Origin of the sequence: Corallococcus interemptor (assembly GCF_003668875.1) — a bacterium.
Classification (GTDB): domain Bacteria; phylum Myxococcota; class Myxococcia; order Myxococcales; family Myxococcaceae; genus Corallococcus; species Corallococcus interemptor.
This window is the reverse complement of sequence record NZ_RAWM01000026.1, coordinates 59,297-78,860: the sequence shown is the minus strand read 5'-3', so window position 1 is coordinate 78,860 and position 19,564 is coordinate 59,297. Positions and strand designations below refer to the sequence as shown.

At 69.0% G+C, this 19,564-nt stretch carries 18 protein-coding genes; 9 read left to right on the top strand and 9 right to left on the bottom strand.

Going from position 1 to position 19,564, the window contains the following annotated elements:
- Window positions 1-16 precede the first annotated feature (16 nt).
- The 4 genes from D7X96_RS12690 (at window position 17) to D7X96_RS12675 (ending at window position 4,615) form a co-directional block, all read left to right on the top strand.
- On the top strand, window positions 17-550 hold the full coding sequence (locus D7X96_RS12690; protein WP_121769821.1) for a hypothetical protein: 534 nt from the start codon (window positions 17-19) through the stop codon (window positions 548-550).
- A complete protein-coding gene (locus D7X96_RS12685; RefSeq protein WP_244219560.1) occupies window positions 547-1,563 on the top strand; it encodes a hypothetical protein in 1,017 nt (338 codons plus the stop codon). The genes D7X96_RS12690 and D7X96_RS12685 overlap by 4 nt, the downstream gene beginning before the upstream one ends.
- A 1-nt stretch (window position 1,564) precedes the next feature.
- Window positions 1,565-2,878: a Dyp-type peroxidase gene (locus D7X96_RS12680; RefSeq protein ID WP_121769820.1), complete on the top strand. Its 1,314-nt coding sequence runs from the start codon at window positions 1,565-1,567 to the stop codon at window positions 2,876-2,878.
- Between the two features lie 87 nt (window positions 2,879-2,965).
- Window positions 2,966-4,615, top strand: a complete 1,650-nt coding sequence (locus D7X96_RS12675; RefSeq protein ID WP_121769819.1) for a choice-of-anchor D domain-containing protein — start codon at window positions 2,966-2,968, stop codon at window positions 4,613-4,615.
- Between the two features lie 2 nt (window positions 4,616-4,617).
- Here the strand turns inward: D7X96_RS12675 and D7X96_RS12670 are convergent, their stop codons facing one another.
- Together D7X96_RS12670 and D7X96_RS12665 are read right to left on the bottom strand one after the other, a co-directional pair.
- Window positions 4,618-6,405, bottom strand: coding sequence for a C1 family peptidase (locus tag D7X96_RS12670; protein ID WP_208647302.1), 1,788 nt, complete (start codon window positions 6,403-6,405; stop codon window positions 4,618-4,620).
- A 90-nt stretch (window positions 6,406-6,495) separates the two neighbouring features.
- A complete protein-coding gene (locus D7X96_RS12665) occupies window positions 6,496-7,458 on the bottom strand; it encodes a M91 family zinc metallopeptidase (protein ID WP_121769818.1) in 963 nt (320 codons plus the stop codon).
- A gap of 203 nt (window positions 7,459-7,661) precedes the next feature.
- On the opposite strand from D7X96_RS12665, the gene D7X96_RS12660 reads away from it, so the two are divergent.
- The gene (locus D7X96_RS12660) at window positions 7,662-8,486 is read left to right on the top strand and encodes a HEAT repeat domain-containing protein (protein WP_121769817.1); all 825 of its coding nucleotides are present in this window, start codon (window positions 7,662-7,664) and stop codon (window positions 8,484-8,486) included.
- A gap of 6 nt (window positions 8,487-8,492) precedes the next feature.
- On the opposite strand, the gene D7X96_RS12655 is transcribed toward D7X96_RS12660, so the two are convergent.
- From D7X96_RS12655 to D7X96_RS12640, 4 genes are all read right to left on the bottom strand, one after another.
- On the bottom strand, window positions 8,493-9,110 hold the full coding sequence (locus D7X96_RS12655) for a glutathione S-transferase family protein (protein ID WP_121769816.1): 618 nt from the start codon (window positions 9,108-9,110) through the stop codon (window positions 8,493-8,495).
- A gap of 11 nt (window positions 9,111-9,121) precedes the next feature.
- The gene (locus D7X96_RS12650) at window positions 9,122-10,723 is read right to left on the bottom strand and encodes a serine hydrolase domain-containing protein (protein ID WP_158626576.1); all 1,602 of its coding nucleotides are present in this window, start codon (window positions 10,721-10,723) and stop codon (window positions 9,122-9,124) included.
- A 73-nt stretch (window positions 10,724-10,796) separates the two neighbouring features.
- Entirely contained in the window at window positions 10,797-11,621 is an 825-nt protein-coding gene (locus D7X96_RS12645) for a ferritin family protein (protein WP_120547385.1), read from the bottom strand.
- Window positions 11,622-11,636: 15 nt separating this feature from the next.
- On the bottom strand, window positions 11,637-11,912 hold the full coding sequence (locus tag D7X96_RS12640) for a hypothetical protein (RefSeq protein WP_120547384.1): 276 nt from the start codon (window positions 11,910-11,912) through the stop codon (window positions 11,637-11,639).
- 114 nt (window positions 11,913-12,026) lie between these two features.
- Here D7X96_RS12640 and D7X96_RS12635 point away from each other — a divergent pair, with 114 nt between their 5' ends.
- Both D7X96_RS12635 and D7X96_RS12630 read left to right on the top strand, forming a co-directional pair.
- Entirely contained in the window at window positions 12,027-13,046 is a 1,020-nt protein-coding gene (locus D7X96_RS12635; RefSeq protein ID WP_121769814.1) for a hypothetical protein, read from the top strand.
- Between the two features lie 60 nt (window positions 13,047-13,106).
- Window positions 13,107-14,021, top strand: coding sequence for a hypothetical protein (locus tag D7X96_RS12630; RefSeq protein ID WP_121769813.1), 915 nt, complete (start codon window positions 13,107-13,109; stop codon window positions 14,019-14,021).
- On the opposite strand, the gene D7X96_RS12625 is transcribed toward D7X96_RS12630, so the two are convergent.
- On the bottom strand, window positions 14,018-14,299 hold the full coding sequence (locus D7X96_RS12625) for a hypothetical protein (RefSeq protein WP_147442676.1): 282 nt from the start codon (window positions 14,297-14,299) through the stop codon (window positions 14,018-14,020). The genes D7X96_RS12630 and D7X96_RS12625 overlap by 4 nt on opposite strands.
- Window positions 14,300-14,394: 95 nt before the next feature.
- Between D7X96_RS12625 and D7X96_RS12620 the strand changes: the two genes are divergently transcribed.
- On the top strand, window positions 14,395-14,784 hold the full coding sequence (locus tag D7X96_RS12620; protein ID WP_121769812.1) for a hypothetical protein: 390 nt from the start codon (window positions 14,395-14,397) through the stop codon (window positions 14,782-14,784).
- A 73-nt stretch (window positions 14,785-14,857) separates the two neighbouring features.
- Here the strand turns inward: D7X96_RS12620 and D7X96_RS12615 are convergent, their stop codons facing one another.
- Window positions 14,858-16,615: a serine/threonine protein kinase gene (locus D7X96_RS12615; protein ID WP_121769811.1), complete on the bottom strand. Its 1,758-nt coding sequence runs from the start codon at window positions 16,613-16,615 to the stop codon at window positions 14,858-14,860.
- A 124-nt stretch (window positions 16,616-16,739) separates the two neighbouring features.
- Between D7X96_RS12615 and D7X96_RS12610 the strand changes: the two genes are divergently transcribed.
- Window positions 16,740-18,698 (top strand): ABC-F family ATP-binding cassette domain-containing protein, encoded by a 1,959-nt coding sequence (locus D7X96_RS12610; RefSeq protein ID WP_121725145.1) that lies wholly within the window; start codon window positions 16,740-16,742, stop codon window positions 18,696-18,698.
- A gap of 5 nt (window positions 18,699-18,703) precedes the next feature.
- Here D7X96_RS12610 and gspC read toward each other — a convergent pair whose 3' ends face one another.
- Window positions 18,704-19,564, bottom strand: coding sequence for a type II secretion system protein GspC (gene gspC / locus D7X96_RS12605; RefSeq protein ID WP_121769810.1), 861 nt, complete (start codon window positions 19,562-19,564; stop codon window positions 18,704-18,706).

Below are 19,564 nucleotides of genomic sequence, written 5' to 3'. Positions count from 1 at the left end.
CGTCAGGAGCTTCGCGATGGAACTCAACCCCCAGGCCGTGGCCATTCCCAAGTCGACCGAGCACCTGGAGAAGGGGAAGTACGGCCCCATCTTCCCGAAGACTCCCGCGTGCTACGGCTTCACCATCGTCGCCAACGTCAAACCCGGGCACGCCGATACTCTGCGCGGTTACGGTGTGCGATTGGCTGACTCCCTGAAGGCCGAGCCGCACCTCCTGGCTCCGCTCAAGCTCCATTACCTGCGCTGGGTGCTCTTCGATAACGACACCCGGTTCATGTATCAGGGCATCTTCGATACCGACTTCGACAAATACACCGAGGACGCGGTCGTCATCTTCACGCGCTCCGGCATCAACACGGCCTTCGAGAACCTCGAGGGCTTCTCCATGGACTGGAAGACGAACACGCAGGCGTTCATCCAGTTCCTCCGGGACCATCAGTGCAACAGCTTCCTCGAGTACGGCGAGTACCCGTACTTCACGAGCGATGAGATCAAGAAGGCCCTGAAGCTCAAGGCCGCGTTCACCGAGATGCTCGAGCAGATGCAATGAGCAGGACGCCCGCACGGACGTACAACCAGAACCACTCGCCGCGAAAGCAGGCGAAGGGGCACCGGCGCGTCAGCGTGTACACCTCCTGGAGCTACCCGGGAGAAGCCAACCGGGATCCGGCCGGAATGGACAACCGGTTCTCCACCATGACGGAGGTCCGCCGGGTGTCCTGGCCCGCCTACGAGTCCCCGCAGTGGGCGGACCCGGGGCGGTTCCAGCAGGGAATCTCCGGCTCACTGGAACTCTTCTTCTGGGCCTGGGTGCGCTTCCAGAAGGTCGTCGAGGAGACCACCGGCTACGCCGTCCCCATGTTCCAGCGGGTGGATCAGGCTGGCTTCACCTTGCCGCTCGACGAACGGGTGCTCGACGACACGGACACGCTGCTCGTCTTCGGCCTGGACCACAACGTCACCGGGCAGGTGGCCACGCCGGAGGAGATTGAAGCGGTCCGCGCGTTCCTCGCCCGCGAAGGCACGTGTCTTGTGATTGGCCCCCATCATGATGTCGGGCACTCGGAGGACCTGGAGGAGCGCGCCCTCGAATACGCCCACCATGGCGACGCGCTGGTGCCACGCCAGCAGCGCTTTGGCGGCTATGCGCGCTCGTTGATGCAGGGGCTGGGAATCCCCGTCGAGAACCGCTGGGGCCTGCGCCCCGCCGTCGTCGAGGGCACGAACCGGAGCGCCCCGCTGACGGTGCGCGAGGACCTGGACACCCGCGGCTGGCTCCACGGGGTGAAGAACTTCAACTTCCACATGCACCTGCCGCACTACGCGGTCACCTTGGAGGATGTCCGTTCGGTTCGCGTCCTGGCGACGCAGCCCATTGACCGGACCCGGCCCCATCCCTTCACGAACGCGGGCAACACCGAGTTCAACGCCCTGGTGTGGATGCCACCTGGCGATGGGCGGGCCGGCGATGTGCTGGTGGCGGACTCGACCATCTTCAGCACCCTGTTCGGGGCGGATGAGAGCCTCAAGCGCTTCTGGAAGAACCTGGCCACCGACCGCTGACATGCTCGAACTGGACGACATCCAGAGTGGAGTGCTCCGGCCCCGGCCCACGCCCTACGTCGCGACGTACATCCTCCTGCGCATCGACGACCGGAGCGCAGGGCGGGAGCTGATGGGGCGGCTCTGCTCGGTGGTGTCCTCGTCCGCGCATCCGCAGAGTCCTGCCGCCGAATGCTGGGTCAGCGTCTCGCTCACGTATGCCGGGCTCGAGGCGCTGGGCGTGCCACGCGACTCCCTGGACAGCTTCGCGTGGGAGTTCCGGCAGGGGATGGCGGCCCGGGCGAGGGCGCTGGGGGACGAAGGGGAGAGCAGCCCCGAGCACTGGGAATGGCCACTGGGGACCCGGGACGTCCACGTCATCCTGACGGCGCTCTCACCGGACCAGGCCCGGCTCGACGCCGCGCTGGCGCGCGCGGACGAGGCCTTGCGTGCGCTGGGCGGCGTCCAGATCCTCTGGCGTCAGGCCTGCCACGCGCTCAGCACGGAGCGGGAGCCGTTCGGGTTCAGGGATGGCATCAGCCATCCGGCCGTGGAGGGGAGCGGCATCCCCGGCAGCAATCCCCACGAGGAGCCGCTCAAGGCAGGCGAGTTCGTCCTGGGCTACCCCGATGAGACAGGCACTCCGCCGCCCATGCCCCAGCCCGACGTCCTGGGCCGCAATGGGACATACATCGTCTTCCGCAAGCTCCATCAGCGGGTGGCCGGGTTCCGGCAGTACCTGAAGGACAACGCGCGCAAGCCCGAGGACGAGGAGCTGGTGGCGGCGAAGATGATGGGGCGGTGGCGCAGCGGCGCGCCGCTGGCGCTGTGCCCGCACCATGACGACCCGGCCCTGGGCGCCGACCCCCGGCGCAACAATGACTTTCACTATGCGGACGACCCGACCGGCTACAAGACGCCTCCCGGATCGCACGCCCGGCGCACGAACCCCCGGGACGCGTCCGTCGCGGGCGTCGTCAGGCTCCACCGGATGATCCGGCGCGGCACCGCCTACGGGACCGAGCTTCCCGAAGGCGTCCTCGAGGATGACGGCGCCGACCGGGGGTTGATGTTCGCCTTCATCGGCTCACACCTGGGACGGCAGTTCGAGTTCGTGCAGTCGGAATGGATCAACGGCGGTGAGTTCCTGGGGTTGGGGGACGCGAAGGATCCCGTGACCGGCGCCAACGATGGGACGGGGGAGTTCGCCTACCCGAGGCGGCCCATTCCCCGGTGTCTGAAGGGTCTGCCGCGGTTCGTGGTCACCCGAGGCGGCGAGTACGGCTTCATGCCCGGCCTGCGCGCCTTGCGCTGGCTCGCGGACCTGCGGACCTGAAGGGGGTGTACCCCCGGCCAATGGCAGACCCGAAACGCCAGGCGTGGCTTGTCACAATGTCTGGGGCTTGGCTAGAAGTCAGCCCCTATGGTCCGAAAGTCTTTGTCCCTCGTGCTCCTCCTCAGCGCGTGCTCCGACGAGCCTGAAGAGCCCGTCGTGCCTGCCGCGCTCATCATCGACCGGAAGTCGTTCGACTTCGGGGAGTGGGAGGCGGGGAAGTCCTCCGCCGAGCAGCTCTTCACGGTGCGCAACGCTTCGCCCGCCAACGTGGAGTCGGTGTCGGTGTCCGTCGAGGGCTCCGACTCCTTCAGCCTGGCCTCCAGCACCTGCGAGAAGTACCTGGCCGCGGGCATGGAGTGCGAGGTGCGCGTGAGGTTCGCGCCCCGCCTGGGGGGCACGCACTCCGCCCGCCTCAAGGTGGCCGGGGCGCCTTCGGTGGAGCAGACGGAGCTCCAGGGCACCGGCTTCGCGTGGGTGGACGTGTCCTCCATGCCGCCGGGCACCCGCGTCATGGCGGGGGACGACTCCTTCACTTGCACCCAGCCGTGCAAGCAGGCGGTGCGCAAGGCAGAGGTGACCCTGTACGCCGGTCCGGAAGGATTCCCGACCTGGGGCGCTGCCTGCGCCAGCGCGCCCCGCGACGGCTGCCGGCTCCGCCTGGACGCGTCGAAGTCCGTCGCCCTGGAGGCATGGACGCCCCTCTATCAGTGGGAGGTGCGGCGGAGCCGCCCACCCGTGACGGTGGCGCCGCTGGCCAATGGCTCCATCGTCGTCCTGGACGCCCTGGGCGTGACGGCGCTGGACAGCGCCGGACAGGAGCGCTGGTCGTTGCCCATGAACGATTACAAGATGGCCGTCACCAGTGACGGGTACATCTCACTGGTGCGCTACGACGGTCCGGTGTCCCAGTACGACAGCAACGGGCGGATCCGGTGGACGTACACGCCCTCGGAGTCCATGTACCCGGGGCGCACGGTGGCGGACGGCCTCGGTAACACCTACGTGCTGGGTGTGAAGGTGAACAGTGACGCCACGCAGACGCTGAAGCTCGTCGCGCTGTCGCGCGAGGGCGTCGAGCTGTGGAGCGCCAGCATCAGTGAAGCGCCATTCAACTACTCCTCGGGCCTGGGAGTCGTGGCGGATGGGAGCTCCGTCTACGTCGCGGGCAGCGCGTTCAACCGGGAGGCTCCCCCTCCCGCGAACCCGGTGTTCGTGAAGAACTTCATCCAGAAGCTCACCCCCGCTGGGGTCGTGCTGTGGACGAAGGAGGTCAACTGGGTCCAGGTGTCCTTCGCCCACACGGGTGAGATGATCTCCATCGTCAACCTCGTCTCGCCGCCAGGAGGCGTGATGTCCTGGTGGATGGACCCCGAGGGGAACGTGCTTTGGAACGCGCAGACGCCGACAGGTGAGGGGCCGGGCGTGGCCGACACGTACGTCTTTGCCTCCAACGCCGGCGCCGCCCCCAGGCTGCTCTTTGGCGGGCACGAGCTGCTCCCCGGCACCGAGACCTACGGCCGGGGCTGGTTCGCGGACATGGGCGACAGGTCCAAGCTGGTCCGGGGGTCCGTCACGTACATCGACTCTCCGAATGGCAATGGGGCCTGGGTCAGCAGCCTTGCCTATACGTCCTCCGCCCGTCACGTGGTGGTGGGCGGAGGGTTTGGCAGCTCCGCGGACACGGCGGAGGGCTTCATCCGCCTGTACGACGCCCGCACGCTCACGATGGAGCGCTGACGTCAGGCGTGGGGGCCTCGATGCCGCTTCGGAGCGGCCGCTTCCTCTGTCTTCGAGGGGAGGTCCTCCTCTTGGGGAGGCTCGGTGACCTTGCCGCCTCCACGCTGGCGCTCCTCGGCGAGCGTCATCTGCAATTGCTGGAGCGCCGTGAGCCGTGGCTTCGGGGTGCTCCGGCGCTCCTCCTTGAGGATCCGCTCCAGCTCGATGACCGCCCCGAGCTGGTCGTAGACATCCGTCTGCCCCTGGAGGAAGGAGTCCGCACCGAACACCCCCTGGAAGAAGGGGATGACGTGCCCGTGCTTTCCAAGCGTCGCCGTCACCTCGCCCAGCAATCGGTGCGCGGCATCCTCCGTCCCCACCAGGGACTCGGCCTCCGCCTCGGATTCCAGCCCGGCCAGGGCGGTCCCCAGACGGCTCTTCTTCAGGAGACCCTCCACGCCGTGCAGCGCCTTGGAGAGCTCCTCCGCTCCCTTGTCGCTCTCCAGGAGCAGGAGGTTCAGGTAGAGCGCGCCAATCACAGGCGCTCCCTTCCAGACCTGGAGGCCGCCATCCCCGAAGCGGATCTCCCTGCCGGTTCCGTCATGGAAGACGCCCTTCATCGTCTCCGCGGCCGAGGAGATGAGCGCCGGAGGCCGGGCCGAGAGGTCCCACGCGAGCCCGACCAGGTAGAGGTCGTCTGACGCCTGTCTCAGCAACGTGAAGTCGAAGGACGGGGTGATGCTCACGCGGCGCAGCCGCACCGAGACATCCTCGCGAGTCGAACGAAGCCCCATCCGCAAGCCGTCATGCGCCGCCTCCACGCCGGACGGCGTGATGCGCAGGGGGACCTCCGCGAGGGGATCACTCCCGCGGACCACCTGGATGAGCGGCCGCGTCCGCTCCGCACGAACCGGGCGCGCCCTGTGCCTGCCCGGCTTCTCCTCCTCGAAGCCCTCCGGGGCCGCCTCCGCCGGCGGAATGATGGCGGCGTCCAGCAGGGCCCAGCAGTCCGTCGCCAGGGGGCGCTCCCGGTCGAAGTAGGTCCACGGAATGAGGCCGTAGCCGTCCATCCCCCAGTCCACGCCCCAGCTGTTCTTGAAGAGCACGTGGGAGTCGCTGTAGCCCACCGCGAGGACGGCATGTCCTCCCTTCACGGCGTCCTGCGGTGCCGGGTAGGGGATGATCCCGCTTGCCTCCACCGCGGGCGTGAACATCGAGCTGAAGCAGGTGAAGCCGAAGGCGAACGGCAGCCCCGCATCCAGCGCACTCTTCAGGTGCCCGATCTTCTCTTCCAGGCGGAAGTACTGGATGGCCCGGAAGTTCTGGGCGAAGGCGTACTGGAAGGCCTGCGGCTCGCGGTCGAAGTCGCTCTCCTTGTAGGGCCAGTATTCCTCCGGCGGCACACCGAAGAGGCGCAACGCGCGGATCGTGCTGCGGATGAAGGCCCCCGTGTCGCCCCGGCCCTCCCAGCCCAGGAGCCGCCGGGTCGCCCGGTAGAGGAAGAAGCGCGAAGCCTCGATGTTCTCGCCCGTCGTCCGGCGTTGGAAATACTCATACAGGCCCACCACCGCGTTCGCCGTGCAGGAGCCAACCTGTCCCTGGTTCTCCACCGCCGAGCACCACTTGCGCAGGTCCACCCGCAGCGGGCCCACCGGCGTAGCGCCCGCTGCCTCCGCCCCCACGGCCCCCTTGGGTGACAGCCGGGGCATGACCGCGGACAGCGAGCGCTGCACCTCGGGTGCACGCACTGTCAGGTCGCGGGGATCCAGCGGATCCGGCAACCAGCCCAATCTTGGAATTTCGTAACTCATGGTCTCCCTCCAATGGTTCCAGTTCGAACCTGGGAGGGATGCGTTCCAAGACAAGGTCCAGGCCATCGAGGCCATGGCGGCCGGGGTGAATCACTTCTCCAAGTCGCCGACGATCTTCTGGAAGGGCGAGGGCTGGCCGGACAGCTTCTGGAAGAAGTTCCGGGCGTCGGTGCCCTCGTCGTAGTTCTTGAAGGCCAGGTCGTTGCTGTTCTTCCCGTCGGGCTTCAGGCCCGAGTAGTCCTGGCGGGCCGGCAGGCCATGCTCGGCGCGGATGGCGTTCTCCGTGGGGTTCGTCCGGGTGTGCGGCGTGGGGCGCAGGCCAATGGTCTCGAACTCCTCGCGCAGGCGGAGGCGGTCGTCCACGGTCTCCTTCATGTTGGCCGAGTGCGACGGGTACTGCTTGAAGACGTCCGCGTCGCTGTGCTTGCTGGCGGCCAGGGGGCTCACCTGGACGCCGTTGGACGCGCGCCACGCGTGGACCGACTCGTGGCCCAGGCTGTTGAAGCGCTGGCCGCCGCCGTTCTCGTTGTACTTCACGTCGCTGGCCGTGCCGGCGCCGGGCTGGCCGTCGTAGCGGTACGCCGGGCGGGTGGACGACAGCGTGCCGTCGTTGCGCGGCACGTGCGAGTTGGGCAGCGCCGAGTTGCGGCCCGAGTAGACATCCATCGCCGTCAGCGGCTGGCGCAGCGTGCCCGTGGCGCCGGGGTTCACGGCCTGGGTGCGGCCGTTGATGTCGTTCAGCATCTGGTTGCCCACGGGCTTGCTCGTGAGGCGGTGGGTGGAGTTGCGCACGTCCTGCGTGAAGTCCGCGAACTGCGCGCCGGACTGGCCGTTGTCACGGCGGGTCCGGATGCCCTGGAGCTTCGGATCCACCACGCCGTAGTCGGCGGGCTTGAGGTTGTTCTTTCCCTCCTGCAGCTGCGCGGGCGTGGCCACCGGCTTCGGCTTCGCCGTCTGGGGATTGGCCGGCAGGCTGTCGCTGCGGGGGCGGGAGGTGGAGGAGCTGGAGCCGAACGAAGAGGGCTTGGAGAACGAAGAGGAGCGCAGCTTCATGGGGGGCCTCGGAAGTGGAGTGCAGCGACGGACCACCCCTACTGCACCCCGTGTGCCCACTCGTTCCTGGCCCTGGCGACCCTGGGCCCTTCCTGATTCCAGGGAGTTACGTCGAAGCAGGGGGCCGTCCCTGATGACTGGAGTCGGGGGCCTGATGTCTGGAGACATCAGCCCCTGGCGACGCCCACGCTAGGCTCCCCGGAATGGACTCCCCGCCCGAGGCCGGCCTCTCCACCGATGAGCTCTTCGCCCGCACGCTCCAGGGCGGCGAGGAGGACCCGGGCGCGTGGCGGGCCATCTGGCAGCTGCACCACCGCGGCGGCGAGGACGTCTTCCAGCGGGCCGCCGCCTGGCTCCAGTCTTCATCCCCGAAGGAGCGCGGACGCGGCGCGAACATCCTGGCGCAGCTGGAGTTCCGGCACCGCTCACCGGAGCGCGTCGCGCGCTTCACGGACGCGCTCCTGCCAGCGCTCGCGAAGGAGCAGGACGCCGCCGTGCTGGAGGCGATGGCCGCCGCCCTCGGCCACCTGGGAGACCCGCGCGCGGTGCCCGCGCTCCTTCCCCTGAAGGAGCACCCGGACGCCCACGTCCGGTTCGGCGTCGTCATGGGGCTGGCACAACACCGGGATGCCCAGGCGCTCCAGGCCTTGATCCACCTCTCCCGTGACGCGGACGAGACCGTCCGCGAGTGGGCCACCTTCACGCTCGGCTCCCAGGCGCGGGAGGTGGACACGCCGGAGCTGCGCGAAGCGCTGATGGACCGGCTCTCCGAGACCCACGTCAAGATTCGCGGAGAGGCGCTGCTGGGGCTGGCCCTGCGCAAGGACGCGCGCGTCCTCGAACCGCTGCGGCGCGCGCTGGAGGGACCCGGGGTCACCACGCTGGAAGTGGAGGCGGCCCAGGCGCTGGAGGACGCCTCGTTGCTCCCGGTGCTGCTGGCGCACCGCGAGGCCTGCGACGAGGACGGCGACCCCGAGTTCCGCGCGGTCCTCTTCGAGGCCATCCACTCACTTTCGAGCCAGGGCTGACGGGGCCTACGGCGCGTTGACGCGGTCGGTGATGCGCAGGTGGCGGGGCTGGGCCTGCACCCGCTCCAGCCAGGCGCGGATGGCGGGGTAGCGGCCGAGGTCGAACCGGCCCTCCTCCGCCACGTGCGTGTACGCATACAGCGCGATGTCCGCGAGGCTGTATCGCTCGCCCGCGAAGAAGGGCCGCTTGCTCAATTCACCCTCCATGATGTCGAGCGCGGCGTAGCCCTTCTGGATGCGCTCCTCCAGCTCCTTCTCCTTGCCCGCGGGGATGCCGAAGAAGGTCAGCCACGCCCGGGCCACGGCGACGTAGGGCTCGTGGCTGTACTGCTCGAAGAACATCCACTGGAGCATCCGCGCCCGCTCCAGCCGGCCGGTGGGGATGAACGGCGTCCCTTCCGCGAAGTACCAGAGGATGGCGTTGGACTCGGCGAGGAAGACACCGGGCTCCAGCTCCACGGTGGGCGTCCGGGCAATGGGGTTCATCGCCTTGAACTCCGGCGTGCGCGTCTCTCCCGTGGAGAGGTCCACCTCCCGCGTTTCAAACGGAATCGCGAGCTGATGGAGCAGGAGGCGGACCTTGTAGCAATTCCCGGAGGGATGGAACTGGTGGAGCTTGATCATGGGAGGGGAGTCTACTTCCGCTCGAAACGCACATCCCCGAAGACGAAGCCCGTTACCTGGCGGGTTCCATCGCGCGTCAGGCGCAGCAGGCCGTGGGGCGTGTTGAACGCATCCGCGAAGGACTCCACCAGCGGATTCGTTCCCAGGGCGCGTCCCTTCAGCACCGCCTTCCCATCCTTCAGCTCGATGCGCCAGGTCGTGTCCAGCTCGGGGCTGAAGTACGTCCCGACCAGCTGCTTCCAGGCGTCATCGGAGAGCGGAGTGGCCGGCGGCACCCGCTGGAAGGACGTCCGGATTTCCTGGCCGCGCAGGAGCGTCATCTGCTCGCCCGCGAAGGCGACCGCCAATGGCGCCCCCTCCACCTCGAAGCGGTCGGCGCCCGCCGGCCGGAGGGGGAGCGAACGTCCCGGCATCGCGAGCTCCAGCTTGCCGTCCTGGACGCGGACGTTCAGCACGCGGTGGGCGGCGTCGTCGTAGTAGGTCCCGGCGTACCGGGCGAAGTCCCCGCTCGCGGGCTCCGGCGCGCGAGTCGCAGCGGCCTTCGTTTCCTGCTCCGTGGCCTGGAAGGCATTGCCCAGGACCAGGTCGGCCACGCGCTCGGCGAGATCCGGTCTGGTGTCCGCCCGGTTGCAGAGGATGGCAATGGAGACGTGTTGCACGGGGAAGCGCATCAACATGGCGCGATAGCCTCCCCAGGCTCCGCTGTGCTGGACGCGCTGCGCTCCGCGATAGGTGTCCAGGAACAGGCCCCGGCCGTAGCCCGTCCTGTCTCCCGAGCTCAGGGTCCCTCGCTCCAGGAGCCCGTCGACGAGGGCGCGTCCGCCTACCTTGGCACTGGAGAAGTTCTCCTCCCATTTCACCAGCTCGGTGACGCTGGTCTGGACCTGTCCGTCGCCGAGCTGGTTCCAGTTGGACATGTCCAGCCGGTACTCCTTGTTGCCCGCGGGCGCATAGGCCGTGGCGCGGCCGGGAACGACGGCGGTGTGGTCCTCGCGCAGATGGCTCCGTGCCATGCCCAGCGGCTGGAAGAGCCGCTCCTTCGCGAACACGGCCAGGCTCTTGCCCGTGACGCGCTTCACGATGAGCGACGCGAGGAAGTAGCCACTGTTGCTGTATTCAAAGCGCGTCCCGGGCTTGAACCGCAGCGCGCGCTGGCGGGCAATGACAGCCAGGGCCTCGTCGTCGTCCGTGACGTCCTCGTAGTAGTGGCCCTGAAGGAAAAGCAGGTCCGTGTAGTCGCGCAGCCCGCTCGTATGGTGGAGCAGGTGGTCGACGGTGATGGGCGTCCCGTAGTCCGGGAGCTCCGGCAGGTACTTCCGGATGTCATCCGTCAGCGCGAGCTTTCCCTCCTGCGCCAGCAGCACGACGCTCGCGGCGGTGAACTGCTTGGACACCGAGCCGACGTCGAACAGCGTCGTGGGGGTGATGGGCGTGCCCTGGTTCAGGTCCGCCACGCCGTAGCCCTTGGAGTAGAGGATCCGCCCGTCCTGGTAGATGCCGAGCGCGCAGCCCGGGGTGGAAGGGCCGCTGTAGTCCTTGAACACCGCGTCGATGCGAGCCGGCTGGATGCGGACGGCCGGCGGTGGGGCGGCCCGCGCCGGAAGTGCCGTCATGAGTCCGACGAGGCCGACCACCGTGAAACGAAGCGTGGCATGCATGAAAGCTCCTCAGCGAATGGAAAACCCTTCAAGGAACACGGATGCCGTGGCGCAAGAGCGGCGCTCGCACCTGCGTCTCCGCGGTCTCCTGGCTCACCGTGATGTAGTCCTGGGACTCCATCCATCCCAGCTCCGTCACGTGCTCCAGCAGGAAGCCCTCGCTCGTGACGCCGTCCTTGGTGGTGCTGCGAAGCTTCTCCCAGAAGGGCGCCTGCGCATCCAGGGCCTCGCGCGCCACGCGCCCCAGCCGGTCCTTCTCCGCGGCGTCCAGATCCGGGGCCAGCCAGTCCAGGTACAGGTAGCCCAGCCGTCCGTGCAGGGCCTCCTCCTGGACCAGCGTCGTCAGCACCGCGCGCGTCAGCGGGTGGGACGTCGCCCGGAGGCAGCCGGACAGGAGCGCGAAGGAGAGCGTCTCTCCCACGCAGCACACGCGCACGATGAGCTCACTGGCCCGCTGGAGCCAGGTGAGCGACGGGTCGAAGGTCGCGGCGAACGCCCCGGGTGCATAGGACAGCCGGGTGCCGCCCCCCAGCCGCATGGCCATCCGCGCGCAGAGCTCCACGTGGTGGATCTCCTCCGCGGGGAAGCGAGCCGCCAGGCTCCACAGGTCCAGGGGCACGCGCGCCTCACCCATCACCTGGACCAGCTGGCCCATCACCGTCGCGCTGCCAAACTCGTTGAGCGCCCGCAACGTCCACGAGTACCGCGCCCGCTCCAGCAGCGCCGCCGGGTAGCGCGACGGCTCCAGCGAATCCCACGGATAGCGTTCCGCCACGTGGCCCGACGCCCGCTCATGCAGCGTCAGCGCGGGGCCGTCCGTCAGGTCCAGCTCGAAGAGCGTATCGGTGGTCATGCCGGGCACGTTGCCTCAAGGCTGCGGGATGACGCCTGCGTCCGTCCCCGCGTCGGTGCCCGCGTCTATCGGGAACTTGTCGGTGCCATTGGACGGGTCGCAATCCCAGTCAGTCAGTCCACCGTCATAGACACACGGCCCGGGGTTGGTCGTCATGCCGATGCCGCACGCGACCATCGTGAAGGCCGCGCTCGCGGCGGTGGCGGCCAGCAGCACGCGGCCCCGGCGACGCTCCGGAGGGGTGGGCAGGGAAGGGGACGACGCATCGGGCTTCGAGGGGAAATCGCTCATGGATGACTCGCGGTTCGCCGGCCCGACAGCTCGCCTGGACCCTATCCCGGACGGACCGGGCTTGTCATGCTGGGCTACGGTCGCCAGGCGCACCATTCAGGGGGAAGAAGCGGCATGAGGTTCTGGGTGTTCGTCGTGATCAGCGTGGTGATGGGGGGCTGCTCCACCCGTGAAGGCGACAGTGATGTGGATGGCGGCGGGGACGTCGTCGTGGATGCGGGCTCTACTGATGGAGGCCTCGACGCGGGGATCGATGCAGGCCTCGATGCGGGTATCGACGCGGGCACGGACGGGGGGCTCGATGCGGGCGCCGACGCGGGGGTTGACGCGGGGCGGTGCACGGAGGACGCGGACTGCCTTGCCTCGGAAATCTGCCATCCCACGGCGAAGGTCTGTGTCCAGACCTGCATGAGCGCCGCGGACTGTCCGGACTCGGCGAAGATGTGCGACGCGCTCAGTGCCACCGATTCGCGGCAGATCTGCAAGTGCGCCACGGATGTCCTGTGCAACGAGGGGCGGAGCACCTTCGACCTCGTGTGCTCCATCCAGGATGCCGTCTGCACGCCGAAGTGCACGGCGGACACGGAGTGCGCCGAAGGGCAGCGCTGCGATACCGCGTCGGGGCATTGCAAGGTGCGCGGTGACTCCGGAGTCCCCTGTACGGGCGAGGGACAGTCGAACTGCGACTACGGCACGCACTACTGCACCACCGGCATCTGCGTGCCGCTCGTTGACCCCACGTGCGCCAACTACCAGAACTTCCCGAACAAGGACCAGCTGGGCACCACCGGCCCCATCCTCTACGACGCTCGCCGGGTGAGCGTCAGCACCGACCCGGCAGCCTGTGGGAGCGCGACCCCCAAGCGCATGGACATTGCCCTCTCCGCGTATTCCAGCAGGCCCTTCCCGATGCTCAAGTCGGAGCTGAGCGGCTTCTTCCGGGTGATGGTGGAGGGGTCGACCCGGGATGGCCTTTCGCACGTGTTCCCGGGGAACAGCTACACCGTGTCCGGCGACAACCGGGAGCGTGCGGAGCTCGTCGTGAGTCTCTGCGCCGTGCCGGAGAGCATCACCATTTCAAGCGCCTTCTACTTCACGAACGGCAACTTCCTCTGCCACCAGGCCAACTTCTAGCCCGCGGCGCGCGGAGGACCGCCGCGTGGTCCGGCGCCGTTCCGTAGTAGGAACGCTCCGATGTCCAAACTCGACGACGCCTCGCTCCTGGAACAGCTGGACACCGCCTTTGACACGCTCTGTGCCACCCGGGTCTCGGACTGGGTGGACCCCGACCGGGTCCTCGCCGCGGTCGACCTGGCCCTGACGCCCGAGCGGGTGACGGGCTGGCATGCCCGGCTGGGCGTCCCCCTGCGAACGCGCCTGCTCGCGCGCGGGGCGGGGAGCCACATCAAGCTGGGCGCGTGGCTCCCCGCCGAGGTCGCCGCGTCCCTGACGACGCTGCTGGGCAAGCCGGTGCACCTGCCGCGCAAGGCCATCGACGAGATGGTGGCGTCCGAGCAGGTGCGGGAGACCGTGCGAACCACGCTCCAGGAGACCCTGTCGTCCCTGGTGAGCAAGGTCATCGCGGGCGCTCCCGGGGTGGGCGGAGGCGGCGGGTTGCGGGATGCGCTGAGCTGGGGCGCGCGAGCGGCCGCGTCCGCGGGCAAGGGCATCCTGGGCGGGCTGGGCGGCAGCTTGCAGGACCGCGTGCGCGAGGTCATCGACGGCTCCATGGCCCTGGTGCAGCGGCGGATCGCCGAGCGGCTCGCCAGCGAGGACACCGCCCGGGCCCTGGGGGCACGGCGCCAGAAGATCTTCCTGACCACCCTGGAGAAGACGGAGGCCGAGGCCGCGCAGGCGCTGGGCCAGGTGCCCCACGAGCAGATCGACGGCCTGCTGCCCCAGGTGATCGCGCACAACCTCGCGCGCCCCGAGGTGCGCGAGGGACTGAAGGCCGAGCTCCACGCCGTCGTGGAGGAGCTGTCGCGGCACACGGTGGGAGAGCTGCTCGACCAGGCCGGACTGCGGGACGCGACGCGCCAGTGGTTGCACGCGCACGGCCTGCCCTTCGCGCGCACGCTGGCGCAGGCCGTGCGGTCAAAGAAGGGCTAGTAATTGAGCCAGCGGTAACCCGAGCTCGCCGAGCCCGAGCAGATCAGCGAGTTCGTCGTCTGGCTCGTGGTGTTGCAGCACTCCTTCGTCGCGCCCGGGGTCGTGCACCGCAGGTTCACATACAGGCTGCACGAAGGCAGTCCCGCCGTACAGGTGCCCGACTCGGACACCGTCCGAGCTTCGGCCTCGGGGGCCATCGTGTCGTCCAGGGCCGGGCCTCCGCACCCGATGAGGGAAAGGCCGAACCACGTCACCATCGCCGCGAGTGAGAGCTTCATGGGAAACCCCAGGGGGTCCTTCGAGTGGACTTCAAATTCTAATATGAAAACCCCGGCATCTCGCCAGAAGACGTCCAACCTGAAAGGCAAGCCCCATGCTCCAGCGAATCGCAGTCGTCCTGACCGTCCTCACGCTCTTCGGATGTGGCCCCGGCCTCGAGCCGGGTGACGATGCACTTCTCACGCAGGACACGACCGCGAGCGAGAGCGCCGACGCGACAGGTCAGGTCGAGCAGTCCGTCACGTACAATGCGTGCGCATGTCTGGACCCGTCGCGCGTGATGGATTGCGGCACCGGCTCCACCTGCACCGGGTATCGCCAGACCAGCACCCGGGATTCGTACTATTGCCAGAAGGACAACCGGAGCTTCACCTGTCCGCACTACGCCGCCTACCAGTGCCGGAAGACCAATTATCAGCCCAACGGTCTCCCCTGCTGCTCCGGTCGCGCCGCGTACGTGGGCAGCCTGTTGCTCTGCCAGTAGCACGTCCAAAGAAGAAGGCCCCGGAGCACCTGAGGGTGCCCGGGGCCTGGTGACAATCCGTGGAGCTGGCGGCCTACTCGAACACGCCGATGCCCGGGTCGCTGCCACCGGTCTTCGCGGGCTTGGTGGGCCGGGGCGGCGGCGCGGCGCGCACCGGATCCAGGCGCACGCTCACGTGCTGCTCCGCCGTGTCCGCGAGCCGGCTGTAGTCCAGCCGCTTCTCCTGGTCCTGGTGCCCCGCGAGCTTGAAGCGCAGCACGGAAGCCTTCTCTCGCGGGAGCATCAGCTTCGTGGGCGTGGTGCCAATCTGCGCCTCCCCGTCGAAGATGGCCGCGCCGGACGGCGTGGAGGTGAACTCCACCGTCACGTCCTGCGGCAGCGCCGCCGGAGGAGGCGTCGCCGGGGGCTCCTGCACTCGCGTGGGCGGTGCCTCCACGGGCACCCTCGGCTGCATCACCGCCACGGGGCCTGAGACCGGAGCCATCTCGCCTTCGCCCTTCGCCATCACGAACGCCACGCCCGCGCCAATCAGCAGCAGCGGCACTCCGATGATGGCCGCCTTCACGCCCCCGGACATGCCCTTGGGCGGCGGCGGAAGCTCCGACTCCGGCTCCACGGCGCGGGGGGCAGGGGGGCGGGACCGGCTCGCGGCCACCGGCGCCGGGCTGTTCGCGTTGGACGTCCCACGCGGCGCGGGCGCCTGTGCTCCCGCCGGCGTGGTCCCCCGTGGCGGGGCCATGCCCACGCGCGAACCTGTCCTGCCCGTGGCCGGCGCACGGCCCGCGCGGCTCCCAGAGCCCAGCCGGCTGCCCGAACCCGCGCGGCTTCCCGAACCCGCGCGGCTGCGGCTGCCCGTGCCACGCTCCGCGCCGGGGACGCCACCCGTGGGGTGCGCGCCCAGCTCGTCGGCGGACAGGCCCTCCACCGCGTCCAGCAGCGCGTCGATGAACTCCTGCGCGTTCTGGTACCGGTCCTCCTTCTCCGGCGCGAGCGCCTTGGCGAAGAAGGCGTCCAGCTCCGGCGGCACCGGCGCGCCCTGGCGCTTGCTGTTCACCGGGGGCACGGGCTGCGTCAGCGACGCCGTGAGCGCCTTGCGCACCGTGTTGGCGCCATAGGGCGAGCTGCCCGTGAGGCAGAAGTAGAGCACGCCCGCCATCGAGTAGAGGTCGGAGCGCTGGTCCACGGACTCGCCGCCGGCCTGCTCGGGCGGCATGTACTGCGGGGTGCCCAGCACCTGGCCCGTGGAGGTCAGCTGCTCCTCCTCGTCCTGCTCCAGCGCCTTCACCAGACCGAAGTCCAGCACCTTGACGAAGTCCTTCCCGTCGAGCGCCTGGACCATGATGTTGTGCGGCTTCAGGTCGCGGTGGACGCAACCCTCTTCATGCGCGTGTGCCAGCCCCAGCGTGGCCTGCTCCAGCAGGTTCACCGCGCGGCGCAGCGTCATGGGCCCTTCGCGCTTCACCAGCTCCTTGAGGCTCTCCCCCTTGAGGAGCTCCATCACGTAGTAGCAGGTGCCGTCCGCCGCCCGGCCGAAGTCGAAGATGGTGATGACGTTCGGGTGGCGCAGCCGGCTGGCGATCTCCGCCTCGCGCCGGAAGCGCTCGAAGAACTGGGGCGCCGCGGCCAGCGACGGGTTGAGCGTCTTCACCGCCACCGGGCGTTGCACGGACGTCTGCGTCGCCCGGAACACCATGCCCATGCCGCCCTGGCCCAGGACGCTCTCAATCTTGTAGCGGCCGTCCAGCACCTGGCCCAGGAGCTGGAGGCTCTGCGCCGCGCACAGGTGGTCTTGACCTTCGGTACTACCGCAGTGGGGGCAGGGGGCGGCCATGGGTGCCGGGAGTATAGGCAAGCCCCGCCTTCCACCCAACCGGGGAGATGTGCTCCCTGGGCAGTCAGGCAGGCATCAGAACCGTTCCCGTGGGGCTCCCCGGCTGTTATCTCCCCCCTCCGCCATGAGCCTCGTCATCGCCCAGGACATCAGCCTCGCCTACGGAAAGAAGGTCCTCTTCGACGAGGACAATTTCACCCTCGGTCCCAGGGACCGGGTGGGCCTGGTGGGGGCCAACGGGACGGGCAAGTCGTCCCTGATGAAGATCATCGCCGGGGTGAGCCAGCCGGACGGGGGCACCGTCCAGTACAGCCGCCGGGCCCGGGCGGGCTACCTCCCCCAGGAGATCGCCGGCCTGCCGGAGGGCACCGTCGTGGAGGCGGTCATGAGCACCGTCCCCGGCCGGGACGCGCTGGAATCCCGGCTGAAGGACACGGAAGCCGCCCTGGCCGCCAGCACGGACGAGGAGGAGCAACTGGAGCTGGCCCAGACGCTGGCGGACCTCCACGCGGAGCTGGACGACTTCGAGAACCGCTACGGCCGCCACCACGCCGAGCGCATCCTCAAGGGCCTGGGCTTCAAGGACGCGGACCTGTCCAAGCCCACCCAGGCGCTGTCCGGCGGCTGGCGCATGCGCGCGGCGCTCGCGGGCCTGCTGCTCCAGGACCCGGACCTGCTGCTGTTGGACGAGCCCACGAACCACCTGGACGTGCCCACGCTCGCGTGGTTCGACGGGTTCCTGCGCCGCTCCAACAAGGCGATGGTGCTCATCTCCCACGACCGCGACTTCCTCAACCGGCAGATCAACCGGGTGGTGTCGCTGGAGATGGAGGGCGTGCGCGAGTACGCCGGCAACTACGAGGACTACAAGCGCCAGCGCGCGGAGGAGATGGTTCTCCTGCAGGCGCGCGCGGAGAAGGTGGAGCAGCGCCGCGCGGAGCTGCAGGGCTTCATCGACCGGTTCGGCGCGAAGGCCACCAAGGCGAAGCAGGCGCAGAGCCGCGCGAAGATGCTGGCCAAGCTGGAGAAGGTCCAGGTCCTGGAAGAGCGCCAGACGATGAAGTTCCGCTTCCCGGAAGTGGAGCGCTCTGGCCGGGACGTGGTGCTGATGGAGGGCATCACCAAGCGCTACGGCGCGCTGACCGTCTACAACGGGCTGGACGCGCGGCTGGAGCGGGGCCAGCGCATCGCCGTGGTGGGCGCGAACGGCGCGGGCAAGACGACGCTGCTCAAGATGGTGGCGGGGGAGCTGGCGCCGGACACCGGCAAGGTGACGCTGGGGCACAACGTGGTGGTGGGCTATTACGCGCAGCACCACGCGGACAAGCTGGACCGCCACAACACCATCATCGAAGAGGTGCGCCCCCTGGCCGCGGACAAGCCGGAGAGCTACGTGCGCGGCGTGCTGGGCGCGTTCCTCTTCAGCGGCGATGACGTGGACAAGCCCATTGGCGTGCTCAGCGGTGGCGAGCGCGCGCGCGTGGCGCTGGCGAAGCTGCTGCTGATTCCGTCCAACTTCCTCCTGATGGACGAGCCGACGAACCACCTGGACCTGGACTCGTCGGAGATGCTGATTGAGGCGCTGAAGCTGTACGGCGGCACGCTCCTGTTCGTGAGCCACAACCGCAGCTTCATCAACAACCTGTGCACGCACGTCTGGGAGGTCGCGGACGGCAAGCTAACATCGCACCCGGGCAACCTGGACGAATACCTCTACCACCAGGAGCAGCAGCGCCTGGCGGCGGAGGGCGCGGACACGGGCGCGTCGAGCGGGAAGGGCGCGGCGGCCACCGGTCCGGTGTCGGAGAAGGAGCGCAAGCGCCTGGAGGCGGAGGCGCGCCAGCGGCGCTCCGTGGTGGAGGGCCCCATCAAGAAGGAGATCGCGAAGCTGGAGGAGCGCATCGCGAAGGTGGAGGCCGAGCAGAAGGACCGCGAGACGCAGCTGGCGGACCCGGTGCTCTACAACGACTTCGCCCGCGCGAAGCCGCTGATGGACGCGCACCGCACGGGCAAGGAGGAGCTGGAGGACCTCTATGCCCGCTGGGAGGCCGCGCAGGAGAAGCTGGCGGCGGCGCAGGCGTAAGGGGCCTACTGGACGTCGAAGATCTTCCGGACCGGAGCGCCGCCGCGCTCGATTTGAAGCTCGATGCGCCGGGCGTCGCGCAGCTTCGTGAAGGCCTCCAGCGCCTTGTCCGGGCTGTCCAGGTCCAGGCCGTTGATGCGCTGGAGCACGTCCCCATTGCGCAGCCCCAACCGTGAGTAGAACGAGTCCTCACGGATGGAGAAGAGCTTGAAGCCCACGGGGCGGCCGTCCTTGAAGGCGGGGACCACGCGCGCCTGCATCGACAGGTCGTTGAGATGCGTGAGCGCTTCGGTAACGTCCTCGCGGGGGACGATTCGGGAGTCGGGCCCCGTCTCGCGGATGCCTCGGCCCAGGCCGGAACCTCCTTGTTGGACGTTCACCAAGGCGGGCGCCCCGGTCCCGGCGCCGTCGACGTATTCGAGCCGTCCATCCACGAGCAGCAGGATGCGCTCCCGCTCGATGGCGAAGACGCGGGCACCCTGGATGGTGTCGCTGAGCATCAGGCTGCGCGCACTGCCGGCCGGAAGCTCATGGACGGAGGCCATGGACCAATGCGGATCCTGAGCCACCAGTGTGCCCAGCAGCCGGATACCCAACGTGCTCCGGCGGAGGTCCGGCGGTGGCTCGGGTGTCGCCACCCCTCCGGGAGCGGACGAGAGCCCGGTCAGCTGGGCCAGCCGCGTCCCATCCAGCGCCGTCGCGGGTGGGGCGTTCGCGAGTGCCGGAGCCTCGGCCCCGGTGGCCGGGATGCCTGGCATCACGAAGGCACCGGCTACCTGATTCACGATCAGCGCGGCCGTCAGGGCACACGCAAAGACAAGCAGGACGAACAGGCCCTGGACGGGCCGCTGCAGCTCACGGTTCAC